This is a genomic window from Amycolatopsis sp. NPDC004079 (genome assembly GCF_040610415.1).
Lineage (GTDB): Bacteria > Actinomycetota > Actinomycetes > Mycobacteriales > Pseudonocardiaceae > Amycolatopsis > Amycolatopsis halotolerans.
The window spans coordinates 1-17,091 of record NZ_JBEXMH010000115.1; the positions used below are offsets into that span (position 1 = coordinate 1).

Annotated in this window: 23 protein-coding genes; 11 read left to right on the forward strand and 12 right to left on the reverse strand. The window is 70.1% G+C overall.

The annotated features are described in order from the left end of the window. Positions 1-164: 164 nt before the first annotated feature. Both ABZX37_RS47350 and ABZX37_RS47355 read right to left on the reverse strand, forming a co-directional pair. Complete coding sequence (locus ABZX37_RS47350) at positions 165-629, reverse strand: DinB family protein (RefSeq protein ID WP_354750905.1); 465 nt, start codon at positions 627-629, stop codon at positions 165-167. 18 nt (positions 630-647) lie between these two features. Next, the gene (locus ABZX37_RS47355) at positions 648-1,244 is read right to left on the reverse strand and encodes a class I SAM-dependent methyltransferase (protein ID WP_354750906.1); all 597 of its coding nucleotides are present in this window, start codon (positions 1,242-1,244) and stop codon (positions 648-650) included. A 161-nt stretch (positions 1,245-1,405) separates the two neighbouring features. Between ABZX37_RS47355 and ABZX37_RS47360 the strand changes: the two genes are divergently transcribed. Continuing rightward, complete coding sequence (locus tag ABZX37_RS47360; RefSeq protein WP_354750907.1) at positions 1,406-2,200, forward strand: MBL fold metallo-hydrolase; 795 nt, start codon at positions 1,406-1,408, stop codon at positions 2,198-2,200. A gap of 197 nt (positions 2,201-2,397) precedes the next feature. Here ABZX37_RS47360 and ABZX37_RS47365 read toward each other — a convergent pair whose 3' ends face one another. From ABZX37_RS47365 to ABZX37_RS47375, 3 genes are all read right to left on the reverse strand, one after another. Next, a complete protein-coding gene (locus tag ABZX37_RS47365; RefSeq protein ID WP_354750908.1) occupies positions 2,398-2,781 on the reverse strand; it encodes a DUF2267 domain-containing protein in 384 nt (127 codons plus the stop codon). A gap of 113 nt (positions 2,782-2,894) precedes the next feature. Further along, positions 2,895-3,194: a hypothetical protein gene (locus ABZX37_RS47370; RefSeq protein WP_354750909.1), complete on the reverse strand. Its 300-nt coding sequence runs from the start codon at positions 3,192-3,194 to the stop codon at positions 2,895-2,897. Positions 3,195-3,274: 80 nt separating this feature from the next. Further along, a complete protein-coding gene (locus tag ABZX37_RS47375; protein WP_354750927.1) occupies positions 3,275-3,700 on the reverse strand; it encodes a DUF6292 family protein in 426 nt (141 codons plus the stop codon). 297 nt (positions 3,701-3,997) lie between these two features. On the opposite strand from ABZX37_RS47375, the gene ABZX37_RS47380 reads away from it, so the two are divergent. Both ABZX37_RS47380 and ABZX37_RS47385 read left to right on the forward strand, forming a co-directional pair. Next, entirely contained in the window at positions 3,998-4,609 is a 612-nt protein-coding gene (locus tag ABZX37_RS47380) for an HSP18 transcriptional regulator (RefSeq protein WP_354750910.1), read from the forward strand. Between the two features lie 396 nt (positions 4,610-5,005). After that, positions 5,006-5,377, forward strand: coding sequence for an STAS domain-containing protein (locus ABZX37_RS47385; protein WP_354750911.1), 372 nt, complete (start codon positions 5,006-5,008; stop codon positions 5,375-5,377). Here the strand turns inward: ABZX37_RS47385 and ABZX37_RS47390 are convergent, their stop codons facing one another. Continuing rightward, complete coding sequence (locus ABZX37_RS47390; RefSeq protein WP_354750912.1) at positions 5,378-6,604, reverse strand: GAF domain-containing SpoIIE family protein phosphatase; 1,227 nt, start codon at positions 6,602-6,604, stop codon at positions 5,378-5,380. Between the two features lie 260 nt (positions 6,605-6,864). On the opposite strand from ABZX37_RS47390, the gene ABZX37_RS47395 reads away from it, so the two are divergent. Then, positions 6,865-7,290, forward strand: coding sequence for an ATP-binding protein (locus ABZX37_RS47395; protein WP_354750913.1), 426 nt, complete (start codon positions 6,865-6,867; stop codon positions 7,288-7,290). A gap of 155 nt (positions 7,291-7,445) precedes the next feature. Here ABZX37_RS47395 and ABZX37_RS47400 read toward each other — a convergent pair whose 3' ends face one another. Then, complete coding sequence (locus ABZX37_RS47400; RefSeq protein WP_354750914.1) at positions 7,446-8,126, reverse strand: nitroreductase; 681 nt, start codon at positions 8,124-8,126, stop codon at positions 7,446-7,448. A gap of 91 nt (positions 8,127-8,217) precedes the next feature. Here ABZX37_RS47400 and ABZX37_RS47405 point away from each other — a divergent pair, with 91 nt between their 5' ends. Then, complete coding sequence (locus tag ABZX37_RS47405; protein WP_354750915.1) at positions 8,218-8,805, forward strand: TetR family transcriptional regulator; 588 nt, start codon at positions 8,218-8,220, stop codon at positions 8,803-8,805. A gap of 99 nt (positions 8,806-8,904) precedes the next feature. Here ABZX37_RS47405 and ABZX37_RS47410 read toward each other — a convergent pair whose 3' ends face one another. Beyond that, positions 8,905-9,624 carry an alpha/beta hydrolase gene (locus tag ABZX37_RS47410; protein WP_354750916.1) on the reverse strand — a complete coding sequence of 240 codons (720 nt, stop codon included), beginning with the start codon at positions 9,622-9,624 and terminating at the stop codon, positions 8,905-8,907. A gap of 130 nt (positions 9,625-9,754) precedes the next feature. Here ABZX37_RS47410 and ABZX37_RS47415 point away from each other — a divergent pair, with 130 nt between their 5' ends. Beyond that, complete coding sequence (locus ABZX37_RS47415) at positions 9,755-10,096, forward strand: helix-turn-helix domain-containing protein (RefSeq protein ID WP_354750917.1); 342 nt, start codon at positions 9,755-9,757, stop codon at positions 10,094-10,096. On the opposite strand, the gene ABZX37_RS47420 is transcribed toward ABZX37_RS47415, so the two are convergent. Then, on the reverse strand, positions 10,081-10,935 hold the full coding sequence (locus tag ABZX37_RS47420) for a LysR family transcriptional regulator (protein WP_354750918.1): 855 nt from the start codon (positions 10,933-10,935) through the stop codon (positions 10,081-10,083). The two genes, ABZX37_RS47415 and ABZX37_RS47420, sit on opposite strands and share 16 nt — an antisense overlap. 91 nt (positions 10,936-11,026) lie before the next feature. On the opposite strand from ABZX37_RS47420, the gene ABZX37_RS47425 reads away from it, so the two are divergent. Next, positions 11,027-12,025: an acryloyl-CoA reductase gene (locus ABZX37_RS47425; protein ID WP_354750919.1), complete on the forward strand. Its 999-nt coding sequence runs from the start codon at positions 11,027-11,029 to the stop codon at positions 12,023-12,025. Positions 12,026-12,036: 11 nt separating this feature from the next. Further along, positions 12,037-13,440 (forward strand): CoA transferase, encoded by a 1,404-nt coding sequence (locus ABZX37_RS47430; protein WP_354750920.1) that lies wholly within the window; start codon positions 12,037-12,039, stop codon positions 13,438-13,440. A 61-nt stretch (positions 13,441-13,501) separates the two neighbouring features. On the opposite strand, the gene ABZX37_RS47435 is transcribed toward ABZX37_RS47430, so the two are convergent. Beyond that, positions 13,502-13,927: a MerR family transcriptional regulator gene (locus tag ABZX37_RS47435; RefSeq protein ID WP_354750921.1), complete on the reverse strand. Its 426-nt coding sequence runs from the start codon at positions 13,925-13,927 to the stop codon at positions 13,502-13,504. Here ABZX37_RS47435 and ABZX37_RS47440 point away from each other — a divergent pair. Further along, a complete protein-coding gene (locus tag ABZX37_RS47440) occupies positions 13,926-14,666 on the forward strand; it encodes a methyltransferase domain-containing protein (RefSeq protein WP_354750922.1) in 741 nt (246 codons plus the stop codon). The two genes, ABZX37_RS47435 and ABZX37_RS47440, sit on opposite strands and share 2 nt — an antisense overlap. A gap of 10 nt (positions 14,667-14,676) precedes the next feature. Here ABZX37_RS47440 and ABZX37_RS47445 read toward each other — a convergent pair whose 3' ends face one another. Beyond that, positions 14,677-15,186: a hypothetical protein gene (locus ABZX37_RS47445; RefSeq protein ID WP_354750923.1), complete on the reverse strand. Its 510-nt coding sequence runs from the start codon at positions 15,184-15,186 to the stop codon at positions 14,677-14,679. Beyond that, the gene (locus ABZX37_RS47450) at positions 15,183-15,710 is read right to left on the reverse strand and encodes a hypothetical protein (RefSeq protein ID WP_354750924.1); all 528 of its coding nucleotides are present in this window, start codon (positions 15,708-15,710) and stop codon (positions 15,183-15,185) included. Before ABZX37_RS47450 ends, ABZX37_RS47445 begins: the two co-directional genes overlap by 4 nt. Positions 15,711-15,937: 227 nt before the next feature. Here ABZX37_RS47450 and ABZX37_RS47455 point away from each other — a divergent pair, with 227 nt between their 5' ends. Then, positions 15,938-16,201, forward strand: a complete 264-nt coding sequence (locus ABZX37_RS47455; protein ID WP_354750925.1) for a DUF3703 domain-containing protein — start codon at positions 15,938-15,940, stop codon at positions 16,199-16,201. 125 nt (positions 16,202-16,326) lie between these two features. Beyond that, positions 16,327-16,839 (forward strand): MarR family winged helix-turn-helix transcriptional regulator, encoded by a 513-nt coding sequence (locus tag ABZX37_RS47460; RefSeq protein ID WP_354750926.1) that lies wholly within the window; start codon positions 16,327-16,329, stop codon positions 16,837-16,839. Positions 16,840-17,091 lie beyond the last annotated feature (252 nt).

A 17,091-nucleotide genomic window follows, 5' to 3' on the forward strand; every position in this document is an offset into this window, starting at 1 on the left:
GACGCGTTCGCCGACCACCGGATCGACGAGCAGATCACGAAGCCCGGCGTGTGGGGCCTTCGGCCTGTCACGCCGGGCAGCCCCCAAACGTCGGCGCGATCCCGCGTGGTGAGCAAGTTGGGGGGTGGGGCTTGAGGTAGGGGGCGGCGGGGAGTGGGGGCGGGTCAGCGGCCGGTGGAGCCGTCGATCAGTTCGCGGAGGATGTCGGCGTGACCGGCGTGTCGTCCGGTTTCCTCGATCATGTGCGTCAGTGCCCAGCGGACGCTCGGGCCGTCGCGGCCTGGCATCGGGGCGGCGAGATCCGGGCAGCCGTCGAGAAGTTCGTTGGCGCGCTGCACTGTTTCCCGGTAGCGAGTGACGACATTCGCGACACTGTCCTTGGTGCGGAAGGTCGACGGCCAGTTCGTCACTGTCTCACCGAGAAACAACGACCGTTCCACGAAAGTCAGATGGTTCAGCAGACCGAGCAGATTCGTCCCGGACGGCACCGCGGCGGCGTGGGCTTCGGGTTCCGGCGCGCCGTCGACCTTGGCGGCGACCGAGGTGCGGAGATAGTCGAGAAATCCGCGCAGGACTTCGGTTTCGCTGCTTCCGGTGCGGGGCGGCGGGGTGTCGCGACGGCGAGGCACAGTATTCTCCTTGCGGGTTCAGGCGGCGCGGCGGATGAGCAGGACGTGGTCGACGACCTCGGCGGTCTGGCCGTCCGGTCCGGTCGCGAGGCGGGTGGGGGAGTCGGCGCGTTCGACGGTCCACCCGGCCGGGTCGAGGGCGAGGTCCGCGGCGATTTCCGCCGGGCCGGGGAAACGCGCGTCCGGGTCCTGGTTCCACGACCACGGCGCGCTCGAACCGTGGTCCACGATCAGCAGCCGGCCGCCCGGGCGCAGGGCGTGCGCGGCGGTGCGCAGGACGGTGGCCCGGTCGAGTTCGAAGGGGGTCTGCAGGTAGTGCGCCGTCACGAGGTCGAAGTCGCCGGGCGGGAAGCTGACTCGCAGGTCGTGCCGGACGGCGGTGATCCGCGTTCCGGCAAGGCGGTTGACCGCGACGGCCGAGATGTCGGTGGCGGTCACGTTCCAGCCGCGAGCGGCGAGCCAGCGTGCGTCGCCGCCGTTGCCGCAGCCCAGGTCGAGTGCGTCGCCGGGCGGGAAGGCGGAGACGGTTTCCACGAGCCGGGTGTTCGGCCGCGGGTCCGCGGGCGGCCGGGCGGCGTGGACTTCGTCCCAGAACAGGGTCGCGTCGGTGGTCATCGGTCGGCTCCTCGGGTCGGTGTGCGTCCAGGGTCGCCGGAGCCGGGCCGGGAGCGCGAGCGATCTTGCCGGAACGGCAACTCCCACATGCTGGACAGCGCCGGGCAAGATCGTTTCGCCGGTACTGTCGGACGCGAACGGCCGGAAAACGAGGAGCTGTCATGAAAATCGGCGCCATCGACATCGTCCCGATCCTCGACGGCATCGCCCGGCTGCCGCTGGTCGGCACGGTGGTCCACGCCCGGGGCGCGCGATGGGAATGCCGCCATCAGCCCCTGGACGCCGACGGCCGGATCCGGATGGACGTCGGCTCCTTCCTCATGCGGCTGGGCGACCGGACGGTGCTGGTGGACGCCGGGACCGGGCCGGGCTTCGAGCACGACGGCTTCGCCACCGGCGGCCTGCTCGACAACCTGCGCCGCGCCGGGGTCGCGCCCGAGGACGTCACCGACGTGGTCTTCACCCATCTGCACGTCGACCACGTCGGCTGGTCGACCGTGCGCGACGAAGCCGTCTTCCCTCGGGCCACATTCCGCATGCACGCTGCCGACTGGGCGCACTTCACGACCGGCGACACCGCGGATCCTGCTGTCCAGCAGACGTTCGCGCCGATCACCGGCCAGATCGAAACTTTCGACGAGGAAACCGAACTGGCGCCCGGGCTGATCGCGCGCCCCGCGCCCGGCCACACTCCCGGCTCGACGGTCTTCGTGGTCAGCGACGGCGGCGAACGCGCCCTGCTGCTCGGCGACGTCCTGCACACGGTGGGCGAGCTGACCGACCCGGAATGGGAGGGCATGTTCGATGTGGACCGGCCCGCGGCGACCGCGATGCGACAGCGGCTCGCGGCCGAACTCGAAGCGTCCGGCGACGTTTTCGCCCCCGCACACTTCCCGGAACTGGCCTTCGGACGGCTGGTCAACGCCGACGGGATCCGGCAGTTCGCTTGGGTTTGAACGGGAATGCTCTCTTCGGGTGCCGTCTGGTCGTCCGCCGTGGCGGCGTTTCCCGTGACCGTGTGCACGGCTGGCGCGTTCAGGACCAGCGGGCATCCAGGAGACGAGGTTTGCCTGAGTGCCGAACGGGCCGCGCAGCCGGAATCCGGCAGTTCGCTTGGTCTTAAACGGAAAACCCCTCGCCGGACGCCACCCGGTCACCCGCCGTCGCGTCGGGGTGGCGTTTCCCGAGACCACGTGCACGGCTGCCGCGTCCCGCCCAGCAGGAGCAGCACGTCCGGGCTCACCCCCGCGCGCACCCGGGACGCGAGTTCCGGCGAGGTTTGCCCGAGTGCCGAGTAGACCGCGCGGACCAGGCACCCCGCCGCGTGCGGGGAACGCCTGGTGCGCAACGAGATCTCCATCAGAAGGGCCTCCCGGTCGCACGTGCGGCCTCGGCTCGGCACGACGATGCCCAGCCGGGATTGCTCGGCCAGAGGAAGACATCGCAGCAGGCTGTCGACGACGCAGTCGATCGCGAGCCGGTTCCGTTCCGTGCTGTTTCGGCGAGGCCCCGGCAGAATTTCCTTCCGCACCAGCATGGGACCATCAACTCCTGGGCGCAGAGTAGCCGATCCGCCTCGCGGTGTGCCGTTCCTGTTCCATGCGACGGAAAACGAAACGGTCACGGTCCATTGTGGACTAATGGGTGGGTTCAGCCGGGCGAGCCGGACAAAACGGCGAGCCGGTCGAGGGAGTCGCGAAGGCGCGCGGGCAGGTCGTCGCCGCGCTGACCGGCCGGAACCGACAGGTGCAGGGTCGCGTGGCTCGTTCCCGCCGCGCCGGACACGACCTGGAGCCAGCTGCCGCCCCATTCGAGCCGGAGCTGGTCGCCGTGCCCGGCCGGGGGCGCGGCGACCGGCTCCGGCAGCCATTCGTCCAGGTGTGCGGCGGCGACGGCATACACCTGTTCCGCCGTCGCGGGCATCCGCCGCTCGGCTTCGAACTCGGTCATGGTCTTGACTGCCCGTTCCGCGGCGCCGCGAAACTCGGGAGTCCACAGTGGAGGGTCACGGACCGTGGTTGGCGTGCCGGTCACGCCACTTCGCTGAGGACGGCGTCGAGATCGGCCGGGGCGCCCAGGGTCCGGAGTTCGGGCGGCGCGAGGCAGCCGATCCGGTGGTCGTCGTCGCGCACCGCGGCCGCGAACTCGGCGACGCGGGACGCGGGCGGGGCCACCGAAGGCCCGCCAAGGTAGCGGATGACGATGAGGTCCTCGCCGGAATGCGTTTCGACGGCGGCGGCCCAGCCGTGGATTTCGTCCCACAGCAGGGCGACGTCGCGGTCGGGGTAGGCGGGCAGACGGCCGTCGAGGGCGACGTAGGCCGACACCGGGGTGTCGTGGTCGACGGTGCAGGACTCGAGGCCGATGCCCAGTGTGCCGGTGACGTCGGCGAGGTAGCTCCACAATCGCACCAGTGCGGGGTGCGACGGGCCGGTCTGGGCGGTGTGCAGCGGCAGGGACACGGGGGACAACGCCTTTCTCGCGCGAAGGGCTGGCGCGGAGCAGGGTCGGCCTGCTCCGCGCGAGGGACCGCGTGGGGTTCTCCGGCCGGCGGCCGGAACGCGCCCTGGCGGGCGGTCCGGACCTGATTCCCGGTGAAAGGGCCCGGGAAACCTGGAGGACGCGGCGAATCGGCCCGCGGGACCGGCCGACCGGTCGTCCGGATCCTTCTCCGCCGTTCGACAGGGACGCTCTCTTCTTCTATCATGTCATCGAAATGATGACAACTGCCTAGTCGTCGAGAGGATGACGCTATGGCGGAGGTGGACCCCGCTCTGCTGGTCGAAGGTGTTCGCGAAGCGGTGCTGGCCGCGCGGGACGGCGGCGCGCCTGCCGAACGGTCGCTGGCCGCGCTGTCCGCGTTGCGGGCGCTGCGCGACCAGCTCGCCGAGTGGGAGCCGGAACTGATCGCGGCCGCGCGGGAGTCGGGCGCGAGCTGGGCCGCGCTGGCCCCGGCGCTGGGCGTGGCCAGCAGGCAGGCCGCCGAACGCCGGTACCTGCGGCTTCGGCCGTCGGCGACCGGGGAGACCACCGGCGAAGCCCGCGTGCACGCCGAACGCGACCGCCGCGCGGGAGACCGGGCGGTCGCGGACTGGGCGCGACGCAACGCGGCGGTGCTGCGGCGCCTCGCCGCGGAGGTCAGCTCCGCGCCGGATTTGGACCCCGCGGGACAGGAAAGCGCCGACCGGCTCGGCGTCGCGCTGGGAGAGGACGATGTCGCGAACCTGCTGCTGCCGCTGGCGAACGTCCGCGCGCACCTCGCGTCGCGGCACGCCGCGCTGGCGGACCGGGTCGGCGAAGTCGGCGAACACACGGACCGGTTGCGCGAGAACGCGGCCGGGCAGCGGCGCGGACGTGCGCACTGAGCCGGGCCGGGCGCGCCGTCGTCGTCGGAGGGCGGACGCGCTCCTCTCGGATCGCGGCGTGGCGCGCTGGCGAGCGGGCCGGGGAGGTTGGCGAAGCAGTGTCGCAACCCTCCGGAATCAGCGGAATGGGAAGTCCCGTCGGCGAATCAGGCTGGCGAGCACACCGGCCCGCCGCGCCGTCGCGAGACCACGGACCGCGCCCGCCCGCAATGAGCCGAACATCGCATCCCGGGTGCCCCCGCGCTGCCGGTTCCCCGGTGATCCGAGATCATTTCCCGCGACGGCATTCGTGCGTGGCCGTCGTCGTAAGGCATGCTATTCGCGGTTGAGCAGCCAGCCGCGTACTTTTCCTGCCCGGACGCGAGCGTGCCGGGCTTCCTGAGGAGGGAAAGAGCGATGAGTGAGCTGACCGACCCGGTGATCGACCCGCCGGGTTCGCTGTCGATCGACCGGGCCGACCGCGCTCCCGCGGCGGTGCTGGCGCTGAGCGGGGACCTGGACCTCGGGACCGCCCCGAAATTGACGGCCGCGGTCGCCGAAACCGTCACCGGGCGGCCCCCGGTGCTGGTGCTGGACCTGACAGAGGTCGATTTCCTCGCCTCGGCCGGGCTGACCGTGCTGCTGGCCGCGTGCCGGGAGGCTCCGGCGGGCACCGAGGTGCGGATCGTGGCGTCCGGCCGGGCGACCCTGCGGCCGATCCAGCTGACCGGGCTGGAGCAGAGCCTGCCGCTGTACCGCACGCTCGAAGAGGCGCTGGCCGCGAAGTGATCAGGGCGTTCCGGCCCCTTCGGCGCGGTGGAGCACGACGAGTGCGACGTCGTCCTGCGGGGGCCGGGATCCCACCATGGCGGCCATGATCCGGGCGCAGGCGCGTTCCGGGTCCTCCGGCCGGACCAGTTCGGCGAGCTGGTCCATGCCGGTGTCGACGAGCCGGTCGCGCCGTTCGACGAGCCCGTCTGTGTAGAAGACGGCGACGGCTCCCGGCGGCAGTGCGACAACGGTGGTGCGCCGCTTGACAGTGGCTCCGACGGTCAGGCCGACGGGCGGATCCGGCGGGGCGGCGATGAGTTCGGCCGGTTTGCCGGGCGACGCCACGACCGGCGGCAGGTGCCCGGCGAGCGACAGCGCCATGCTCTCATGACCGGGTCTGAGAATGCCGTACGCGACCGTCGCCATCACACCGTGCTCGAAGTGGTTGGCCTTGCGGTCGAGTTTGGCGAGGACTTCGGCGGGATCGTCGCAGTCGAGCGCGTACGCGCGCAGTGCGCTGCGGAGCCGTCCCATGATGACCGCGGCTTCGAGGCCGTGCCCGGACACGTCGCCCATCACGATGCCGGTCTGGTCGCCGGGCAGCCGGAAGATGTCGTACCAGTCGCCGCCGAGCCCGGCCTCCGCGCCCGGCACGTAGCGGGCGGCCAGGCGCAGGCCGTCGATGACGGGCAGGACTCCCGGCAGCAGGCTGCGCTGCAGGGCGATGGTCGCGGCCTGGTTCTGGTGCACGATTTCCGCCTGCAGCACAGCGGCCAGCCGGTCGGCGAGAAGCCGCAACGTTTCGATGTCGGTCGTGGTGAACCGGCGCTCCCGCACGGCTCCGATGTGCAGCACGCCGACCAGCTCGGTGCCCGCGAGCATCGGCACGCCGAGCATGGTGTGCAGGCCTCGTTCGGACAGCAGTGCGTTGAGCACCGTGGTCTTGTCGACCTGGTCGATGACAACCGGTTCCCGGCGCGCCGCGACGGCTCCGGCGAACCCCGCGCCGACCGGCACCTGGACCCCCTGGTAGACCTCCTCCTCGAGCCCAGCGGCCGCGATGGCGACGAGGCGCGCCCACCGGGACTCGTGCCGCAGCACGGTCGCGGTGTCGACGTCGAGGACGGTGCAAGCCCGGGCGAGGATCTTCGTGAGCTCCTCGCCGAGGTCGGCGTCGTTCGCCCCGGCGCCGAGGATTTCGGCGAGGCGAGTGCGCGATTCGGGCTCCGGCGCGTGAGGCGGCATGCAGCGACAGTAACCGAACCGGCACCGAGATCCAGAGATGTGCGGCGGCAGGTGTGAAGTCGGTCCTGTCCGGGTACGCCCGATTGGGCACCGGCGAAGTCGAGAATGAAAAGAGGACTTCCCCACGTGATGTCAAGCGGCTGCGGCGAGGGACGGCGAAACGCGGCGGCGTTTTCCGGCACGGGCAGGTCCCCGCGCCCCGTCGCGCCGCCGGCGGGAGAGGGGGCTTTTTGTCCCGGCCAGCGGAAGAGGGACCGGCGTTGACCGGCCCGGACGACGAGCCCTGGGTGCTGGACCTGCGCGGCACCGGCGTCTCGGCGCTGCCGCGCGTGCGCGCCTGGGCGGGCAAGTCGCTCGGGCACCTGTCGCCGGATCACCTCGCGGACGTCCTGATGGTGATCGAAGAACTCGCCTCCAATGCCTACGAGCACACCTCGGGGCCGTCCTATGCGCGATTGACGGTGCTGGCTCGGCCGTGCGTCGTGGTGATCGAAGTGGACGACCCGGAACCCGGCCGCCCGCAGGTCCGCCCGCCGGACTTCGAACGGGCGCGCGGACGGGGAATGCTGCTCGTCGACCGGCTCGCCGACGACTGGGGAGTGCACGAGCATTCCGGCGGCAAGACGGTCTGGGCCCGGCTCGGCTGCGGGGTGCCGGCGCGGGAGGCGTGCGAGTCGTCCCGCTGACGGGGCGGTTCGTCGGTTTCTGCTGAGTCGTCGCGCCGCAGCGGCCGTCGGCAGGGGCGGCGAGGCGGAATTCCTCCCCGGCGCCGAAGGCCAGCACGTCCATCGGAACCTCCTGGGCCGGAATGCCGGTCCTTTCCGGACAGTGCGCTTGAAGCTCAGCCGTGGAACCGGGTGGTCTCGGCGAGCGGCGCCCGCCCGACCGCGAACCGGTTGACCGGTGCGGCGCGATCGGCATACCCGAACGAGATCCCGAACAGCAGTTTCCCGCCGTCGAGGCCGAGCGTTTCCCGGACCGCGTCCGCGTAGAAGCTCAGCAATCCTTGCGGGCAGCTGGAAACCCCGTGCGCCTGCATGGCCAGCAGCAGGGTCTGGCCGTACATCCCGACGTCTGCCGCGAGCCGGGCTTCGGCGGTGTCCGGCGCGAACAGCAGCGCGACGTGCGGGGCTCCGTAGAAGCGCAGACTTTCGGCGTCGTAGGCGGCACGCGCTTTGCGGTCGTCGAAGCCGATCTGCAGCGCGCCGTACAACGCACCGCCCGCCGCGGCTCGGCGCTCTTGGTGGACCGTTTCGTAAATCGCTTCGCTGTAGGGGAAATCGACCGACCGGCGGCCTTCCTTGTGCGCGTCGACCAGTGCGTCGGCGAGCTGGTCCCGCTTCGCTCCGCTGACGACCTCCACCTGCCACGGCTGGGCGTTGGAATTGGACGGAGCCGCCGCGGCGAGGTCGAAGATCTCGCGGAGGGTGCTGTCCGGAACGGGATCGGACCGGAACGACCGGGTCGCGCGCCGCCCGCGGATCAGGGTCGCGGCGGCGTCGGCGAGTTCGGTGGCGGGCATCGGGAGTACTCCTTAGGTAAACGATCTCGTATACCTAGGCACGGTAGCAGGCTCCGGCGGCTTAAGTAAACGTTTCTGTACACTTGGTCGCATGGTCGAGGAGAAAGCCCGCCGCGCCGGTCGCGGCGGACGCGAGCGCGTGCTGGCCGCCGCCGCGGACCTGTTCGCCCGCCACGGCATCACCGGCACGACGATGGAGCAGGTCGCCGCCGCGGCTCCGGTGTCGAAACGGACGCTGTACCTGCATTTCCCGGTCAAGGACGAGCTGGTCGTCGCGTACCTGCGGGACCTCGTCCGCTCCGGCGACACCCTGCACGACGTGCTCACCCGCGCGGATCTCCCGCCGCGGCAACGGCTTCTGGCGATGTTCGAACTGCCGAAGTCCGAGCCGGTGCGCGGCTGCCTGTTCGTGGACGCGGCGGCGGAGTATCCCGACCCGTCCAGTGCGGTGCACGCCTATGTGCGGGAGCAGAAACTGCTGATGCTCCGACTGGTCACGGATCTGGTCGCGGAGCTGGGGGCCGCCGACCCTGCTGCACTTGCCGAGCAACTGGTCACGTTGGCCGACGGAGCGGCTAGCCGGGCGATGGTTCTGGGGGATCCGGGCTATGGCCGTCACGCACGAGCGGCGGCTGAGGTGTTGCTGGAGCGGGCCCTCGTGAGTGGCGATGCTTGTTAGAACCGGCATCGCCACTCGCGAGACGTTGACGCGCCGGTTTCGTCCGCCGCCGTGCCCACGGACTTGTGGCGTGGGTGCGCGCGGCCGAAACCGGCTGGGCTAGGCGAGTTTCAGCAGCAATTCGCTCAACTCGACCGGCATCGTGATCATGCAGTCGTGCCCGGTCGGCAGCTCCCACACCTGCGACGGCGTTCCGTTGGGCTGGATCGCCGGGACCGGGCGGCGGGTGATGCCTTCAGGGGTCGCGCCGACGCAGCGGATGTGCGTTCGCGGGATCGCGCGCGCGGCCGGGTTGTCGAGCCGCGCTGGTTGTTGCAGGCAGCGGACCGGCTGGTCGGAGAGCATTTCGCGCAGCCAGACGACGTCGGCTGGGTCGGTGACGCCGAACAGGCCGAACGGCGTGGGCTGTTCCGGCAGCGGTGGGACGCGCCAGCCGTCGCCGTGTTGTGCGGCGAGGTCGATGAGGCGTTGGCTGATCGGCTGGACGTCGACCGCGGTTTCGCCGTCCTCCGGGACCATCGCGTCGAGGTAGACCAGTTCGGCGACCCGGTCCGGCATCTCGTTGGCGGCTGAGGAGATGACCAGCCCGGCATAGCTGTGGCCGACCAGGACCACGTCTTGCTCGGCGCGGAGCAGGTCGACGATGTCCTGGACATGGGTGTCGAGCCCGATCTCGGGGCTGAGCAGGTGTTTCTTGTCGCCGTAGCCGGTCAGCGACGGCGCGAGCACCCGGTGCCCGGCCGATTCCAGCAGCGGGACCACCCGGTCCCACGCCCGGCCGCTGTGCCAAGCGCCGTGGACCAGCAGAAACGTCGTCATCGTCAGATCCTCGTTCACGAGATTAGCGGTTACCGGAAGTAACCCGGTACTGTTCGATAACCAGCGTGATCGTCCGCGCGGCAGCGGGCAATAAGGCACTAATTAGTGCCCCGGTTCTCCGGAGGTAACCATGGCCGACCACGTGTGCCGGACCCGAGTGGTCCTGGAGATCGTGGGGGACAAGTGGGCGTTGCTGATCGTCCGCATGCTGCGCGACGGGCCGCGCCGGTTCACTGAGCTCAAAAGGGAAATCGAGGGGATCAGCCAGCGGATGCTCACCGTCACGCTGCGGGATCTGGAACGCGACGGGATCCTCACCCGGACTGTCCACAATGTCATGCCGCCGCACGTTTCCTACGAGCTGACCGCCATGGGCCGGACCCTGAGGGAAGCGACCGCGCCGTTGCTGGAATGGAGCGTCGAGCATTTGGCGAAGATCGAAAAAGCCCGTGCGGACTACGACGCTCGCTGAACGGAATGCGCCAATTCGCTGAACCGGCGCAGCAACGGATCGCTTGACCGGCGCGTCGGCCACAGCAGCCGCAGCGCCACGCGAGGTGCGTTCCGCAGCGGGAGGTGCGTGACGCGCGCGTGAGTGTGCGCCTCGGCGGCGGACGTGGTGGTCGACCCGACGGCCCGGCCGGACGAGATGATCGTGAGCCATTCGTCGTAGCTGCCGCACTGGATCACCTGCGCGGGCCGGGTTTCCGGCGGCCAGTCGAGCGGGCTGGTCGCGCCGCTGACCGTGTTCACGACCACCGGATGCGCGGCCAGCTCCGCCCAGTCCAGTTCCGCGCGCGCCGCCAGCTCCGAACTCGCGGCGACAGCGGCCAGCCGGTCTTCCTCGAACAGCAGGGTCCCGCTGATCCCGGACGAGTCGACGTCCCCGCGCACCAACGCCGCGTCGACGTCGCCGGAATGCAGCGCGGCCACGATGTCGTCGCGGCGCAGGAGGGTGGCGGTCGCGCCGGTCGCGGTTTCGAAGGCGGACAGCAGATCGCTCGCCCACGGATCCGGCAGCGCCCACTGGAACCCGATCCGCAGCCCGGCATTTCCGCCCGCCGCGGCGAGTGCGGTGTCGAGATCGCGCAGCACGACGCGAAGCCGGCCAAGCAGATCGCCGCCTGCCTCGGTCGGTTCGACGCCGTGCGGCGTGCGCTCCAGCAGGCGCGTTCCGACCGACTCCTCGAGCTGCTGGATCGTGCGCGTGAGCGCCGGCTGGGTGATCAGCAGTTCGCGGCTCGCGGCCGTGAACGTGCCGCACGTCGCGACCGTCACGAACGCGCGCAGATGCCGCAGTTCGACCTCCATGCCCGGCAGCCTACCCAGCTATGCCCGCCGCGCATGACGTCGCTGTGACAGGCATTTCCCTGTCAGGTTCCGGATTTCTAGCGTGGGAAGCATGGACCAGGAGATGACCGCCATCCGCGGCTGGATCGCCCGCGACACCACTGGCGCGACGCTCGACCAGCTCGACCCGGCGATGCTGGACGACCTCGACACCGCCGTTCGCGTGCGGTATTCCAGCATCAACTACAAAGACGCGCTCGCACTGCACGGCCGCCCCGGCGTGATCCGGCGGCACCCGTTGATCGCCGGGATCGACCTGACCGGCGAGGTGCTCGCGTCCCGGCATCCTCGCTGGCGGCCGGGCGACCTGGTCACGCTGAACGGTGCGGGTCTCGGCGAAGACCTGCACGGCGGTCTGGCTGGCCTCGCCGCGGTCAACGGCGACGACCTCGTCCGCGTCCCCTCGGAACTCGGCCCGCTCCGCGCGGCGGCTGTCGGCACCGCCGGATTCACCGCGGCCCTCAGCCTGCTCGCTCTGGAACGCCACGGCCTGGCCCCGGAAACCGGCCCGATCCTGGTCACCGGAGCGGGCGGTGGCGTCGGCTCGATCGCGGTAGCGCTCCTGTCGGCTGCTCGATACGAGGTCATCGCCGCCACCGGCCGTCCTTCCGAACTCTCGGGGCAGCTCACCGCGCTAGGCGCCGCACAGGTCGTCGACCGCGCCGAACTCACGTCTTCCGGCAAGCCGCTGGGCAAACAGCACTGGGCAGGCGTGATCGACGCGGTCGGCGGCCCGGTCCTCGCCGGTGCGCTGGCGGGTCTCCAGCATTCGGGCGTCGCGACGACCTGCGGACTCGCCGGAGGCGCCGAGTATCCCGGCAACGTCCTGCCGTTCGTCCTGCGCGGCGTCTCCCTGCTCGGAATCGACTCCGTCCGCACGCCGCCGCTCCGCCGCGTGGCTGCCTGGCAGCGCCTGGCCCCACTTCTCGACCCGGCGCTCCTGGACTCCGTGACGCGCGTTGTCCCGCTCGCAGCAGCCAAGGACGCCGCCGCTTCGCTCCTGGCCGGTGCCGGTACCGGCCGCATCGTGGTCGACGTCGTTTCGGCCTGAAAGGAAAGAAAATGCCCGCCTTCGACGAACTGATGACCTTGCGCGACCGCCCGCGCCCGGCGGCCGACGAGGTCACGATCACCGGCGCGGACCCGCTTTTCGCGTCGCCGTTCCGGATCGGCGAAACCCTCGCCGACGCACTCGCTGCCCGCGCGGTCGCCGCGAACGATCTGTGGGAACTGCGTACTGGACGTCGGCAGAAGATCGGCGTTGACGTCCGCGCCGCCGCGGCCACCGCTCTCGGCGGCGAGGACATGACGCTCATCCGTGCCTCGGACGGCGAGTACCGTCCCGCGCCGCTTTCGCCCGCCGTCGAGCACATGGTCGCGCTCACCCAGCCCTGGCCGACCGCTGACGGACGCTGGTTTCTGCCGCACTTCAACCTGCCGCACCTGGAACGCCGGGTCCTGGACGTCCTCGGCTGCGAGCCGACGCCGTCCTCCGTCGCCGCCGCGGTCGCCAAGTGGAAGGCCGACGATCTCGAGGACGCCATCGCCGCCGCCGGCGCGTGCGGGGGAGTGGTCCGGACGCCGGACGAATGGCTAGCGCACCCGCACGGCTCCTACCTGGCCTCGCGTCCCGTTGTCGAGATCACCAAAATCGCCGACAGCGCCCCTTCTCCGCTGCCTGACAGCGGTGCTTCCCCTCTTTCTGACGTCCGAGTCCTCGACCTGACCCGGATTCTGGCGGGCCCCACTGCCGCGCTGAGCCTGGCCGAACACGGCGCGAACGTGCTGATGGTGACCGCTCCGCACTTGCCCCAAGTCGCGCCGTTCGTCCGGGATACCAGCCACGGCAAGCGCAGCACGTACCTCGATTACTCCACAGTGGACGATGCTGCCCGATTGCGGTCTTTGGCCAGCACCGCGGACGTGTTCGTCGAAGGCTACCGCCCAGGCCGGATGTCGGCCCACGGCTTCGGCCCGGAGGATCTTGCTGCACTTCGCCCAGGAATCGTTTATGTGACCGTGAACTGCTTCGGCTCCGGCGACCCGTTCGGGATGCGCGCCGGATGGGACCAGGTCGCCCAAGCCGTGACCGGTGCTTGTGTTGTTCAGGGCGGCGACCGTCCACAGTTGACTCCGGTGTACCTGTGCGACTTCCTGACTGGCTTCCTCGGCAGTTACGGCGCGATGCTGGCACTGGCCCGGCGGGCTCGGGAGGGCGGGTCGTATCACGTGCGGGTTTCGCTGTGCCAGTCGTCGATGTTGTTGCAGCGGCAGGGTTTGCTGACGGATTACGCGGATGCTCCGGGCCGTCTTTCGCTAGCGGAATTCGAGCGGTACGCGGTTTCGGATGAGGACACGATTTACGGCGCTTTGAGGAGCCTTGGTCCGGTGATCCAGATGAGCGAGACCCCACTGGGCTGGGCTGGGACGACGCCTCGGCTGGGGAGTTCGCGGCCGGAGTGGTGATGAGGTGCGCCCGCATTTCCAGACAAGCACGCCCGGTCTGCAGGGGGTGCTTGTGCGTGGCTCAGGCTGAACCGTGCCTTTCGACGACTGCTTGGAAATGCGGGCACGACGCGAGATCGTCATGGTCACAGCCGAGGGCGCAGTCGACCAGGTCGAGCGACGCTTGGGCTTCGGCGATCCGGGCGGCCAGCTCGGTCCGGCGGCGGCGCAGGAGATGTGTGCGCTGCCCGGGTTCGCGCGCAGTGAGCAGCGCGCCGATGTCTTCCAAGCTGAAACCGGCTTCTTTGGCCCGCAGGATCACCGCGATCCGGCGGAGGTCGTCCTCGCCGTAGCAGCGACGGGAGCCGGTGACGCGCGCCGGGGCCAGCAGGCCGACCGATTCCCAGTGCCGCAGGACGTGCGTCGCCAGGCCGAAGCGCTCGGCTGCCGCGCCGATGGTCAGCTCGCTTGACTTCATGTCGTCATTAAGTCGCAGCATGGCGGACATGTCCACCGAGACTCTCATCCGCCTGCTCGACGCCGCCGACGCGCTGCCCGGCGCGGCCAGCCTGCGCGCACGTACCTACGACCTGCTTCGCCTCGGCCCCGGACAGGCGGTGGCGGACGTCGGCTGCGGCTCCGGCCGGGCCGTCGCCGAACTCGTCGGACGCGGGGCAAAGGCGGTTGGCGTCGACCCCGACCCGGGGATGCTCGAGGCCGCTCGACAGCGCTGGCCCCAGCTGGACTTCCAGGCGGGAACCGCGGAAGTGCTGCCGCTCGCGGACGGTGCCGTGGCCGGGTATCGCGCGGACAAGGTGTTCCACGACGTTCGCGATCTGGCGGCAGCCTTCGCCGAGGCTCGTCGCGTGCTGGCGCCGGGAGGACGGATCGTGCTGGCGGGCCAGGACTGGGACACCGTGGTGATCGACTCCGACGACCCAGCGCTGACGCGCACGATCGTCCACGCTCGCGCGGACCTGGTGACCAACCCCTCGGTCGCCCGCTCCTATCGGACTCTGCTGCTGGACAACGGATTCACCGACGTTTCGGTCGAGGTGCCGACGGCGGTCTTCACCGAGGCCACGATGCTGCCGATGGCGACCGGCCTCGCCGAAGCGGCTCGCGCGGCCGGAGCGATCGACCGCGAACTCGCTGACGCGTGGATCGCCGAACAGACCAACCGCGCCCGGGACGGTCGGTTGTTCATGGCGGTTCCGTTGTTCGTCGCGGCGGCTACCCGGCCTTGATCCGTTGGGGCTACGGGGTTTGGTGTGTGTCGCAGTCGGGCTTCGGGCAATTCTCCGCGTTCCGGGCGTTCCAGGCTGCCAGCATCTTCTCGTACCGCGCCTCGAACTCGGCGGTGCGGCGGGCTTGCCACGGCGATACGGCCAGGCGCTGGGTCACCAGGAGGTCGCAGGACTCAATCCGGGCGGCTTCGAGTCCTCCCGCGGCGAGGATTGCGAGCATCGCTTTGGCCATCGACTCGTCGATCGCTGACCTGAGTTTCGCGAAAGCGGCGCATTCTTCGTGTTCGTGATGCGGATCGTCTCCCCACGCCGCGTGTGCCGCGTCGACGAGTTGCGGGCCTAGCTGCCACGAGACCAGCACGCCGTCGAGTTCCGGGCGGCGGACGGCGACGATCGCGCCGGACATGCCGGTCGGCGCCGGGTCGGGGATCACCCGCAGCCCGGCTGCGACGAGTTCGTTCTGGACGATCCGGACGAGGGTTTCGAGGCGGTGCAGCTGGGTGGGTTCGTTCTCGGTCACGCCTGGGCCTCGCCGGTGCTCGGGTAGTGCGTCTCGCTGCCGGGGTTCCCGCATCCGGCGGCGGCCCAGGCCGCTTGCATTTTGTCCATCCGCGCCGCGTCCCGGGAGAACCGGCGGGCTTGCCACGGGGAAGCGGTGAGCCGCTGGGTGACCAGAATTTCGTCGGAGACATGGGCGCCGTCGATCCGTTCAGCCGCCAATCCCGCAGCCGTGAGAATCTCGTGCAGCGCTTCGGCCATCGCTTTCCTGACCGTGTCGGCTTGCTTCGTGAAGGCGGCGAATTCCTCTCCTTCGTGGTGGGGATCGTCGCCCCGTGCGGCCATCAGTGCGTCGCTGAACTGGCTGCTCTGATACCAGTGGACCACGACGCCGCGATGGTCCGGTCGGTCGACGCTAACTGCCGCGCCAGCGTCCGCCCCGCCGTGTGTCAGAGGCAGTCCGGCCGCCAGGAGTTCGTCCCGGACTATGCCGGCGAGCACCTCGAGGCGGACAAGCGGCGAGGCTGGGAACGGCTCTTTCGTCATGAGTGGATCTTCCCAGCCCCGCAAGGGGATCCGGCGTCGGTGGCCGGATTGGCGGGAGAGATGCGATTCTCGAGGCGAAGTCGTTCAGTTGCGGGGCATTCATTCGTTCCTGAGCGCGATTTCGCGCGAATCGCCTGTCAGGGCGTGAATCGGGGTGTTTGGCTCGGTCGCGTGCTGCGCGACTCCGCCTGTGTTTTGCCTATGCTGCAAGGGGAAAGGGAGGGATGATGGCAGACGCTGAGTACAAAGGCGAAATGGACCAGGGTCGGGCCGCGCTGGCGGTGCGGGATTACCGTGCGGCCTACCGGCATTTCGGGCGTGCGCACAATCTTGGCCACGACGTACTGGCCGACCACCTCGCGGCGCACCGCGGACTGTTGGCCACCGCGTGGAAGCAGCGACGGTTCGATCGGGTCGTCGCACAGCTCTTCCTGATGGGCGGGGCCGCCCTGTTTGACCGGAATCAGCAAAAACCGACCAGTGTTGCCTGAGGGGCGCGTGCCTGAGCCGCACTTTGTCCGGGGACGTACTATTATGGCCGGGCAGGGATGCGGGGACAGGCTTGTGGCGGGCCGGACGGTCTGCCGGGGCGCGGGTGCGTAGTTAAGGTCGAGGGATGTCGACAGCAGTGGGTGGGTCAGCGAAAGGCGGCTCCCGGGCGGGGCGTCGGGTCAGCCTGGAGGCGCCGACGGATCTTGCCGCGGCGCCTGGATACGGGGCTCGCCGGCTGTACCAGGCGTATTTGGCGGCTTGGAATCGGCATGTCGATTCGGTGTTGACCGGGCCGCAGTTCGCGGTGTTGTCGGCCGTGCGGGCTTATCCGGGGTTTGATCAGACCGCGTTGGCCAAGGCCGTGGCGCTGGACACTTCGACGATGGCTGACGTTTGTCGGCGGTTGGAGAACCGGGGGCTGATCGCTCGGGGCCCCGCGCCGCACGATGCTCGGGCGAAGGTGCTGACGCTGACGGAGGACGGGGCGGCCGCGTTCCGCGAGGTGACTCGGCGGACGCGGAAGCTGGATCAGGCGTTGCTCGCGGACTGCCCGGAAGAGCGGCGGGCGGAGATTGCGGGGATGTTGAACGAACTGGGTGCGTTGTGGGAAGCGGTTGCCGAGCGGCCGGAGATCTGACTCGCTTGGCCGCCTCCGCAGTTCGTGAGGGGAACCCTCAGGAACTCTGATTCCGTGAGGGTTCCCTTCACGCCCCGCCCAAGTCCGTGAAGGGCTCCTTGAGGGAATCTGATTCCTTCAAGGAGCCCTTCACGGACCACCCGCCCAGCAGCCACCCGCGCACCCGACAATCGAGGCACCCAGCCCCCGCCCTGCACCCCGATACGAAGCCTCCCTGCGGTCTGGGGTTGCTTGTCAAGGCATCTTTCCCGC